The sequence below is a fragment of the Tritonibacter sp. SIMBA_163 genome (assembly GCF_046535935.1).
Taxonomy (GTDB): Bacteria; Pseudomonadota; Alphaproteobacteria; order Rhodobacterales; family Rhodobacteraceae; genus Epibacterium; species Epibacterium scottomollicae.
Genome location: NZ_JAWJBP010000780.1, coordinates 1 through 257, shown reverse-complemented (window position 1 = coordinate 257; position 257 = coordinate 1). Strand labels below are relative to the sequence as shown.

1 protein-coding gene is annotated in these 257 nt (G+C 76.3%); it reads right to left on the bottom strand.

What is annotated here, in order from left to right:
* Positions 1-257: hypothetical protein (locus R0J92_RS24445; RefSeq protein WP_411053591.1), on the bottom strand; the 257-nt coding region annotated here is incomplete at both ends.

Below are 257 nucleotides of genomic sequence, written 5' to 3'. Positions count from 1 at the left end.
CAGGCGATCGACCTCGGCGCGCAGGCGGTAGCGCTCGGCCCGCGATGGCCCCTCCGCCGCGCCCGCCGCCGCCTCCAGCGCCAGGGCCGGATCGGCGCGCAGTGTCCGGGCCGCGGCGTCGCTGTCGCCCTCTGTCCAGCGAACGTCCATGGCGGGAAAGCGCGCGGCGACCCGGGCGCAGTTGAGCGGGTCGTCGTCGAGGAAGAGCGTGTGCTCCGCGGCGAGACCGAGCGTCTCCAGGACTTCCGCGACCAGGG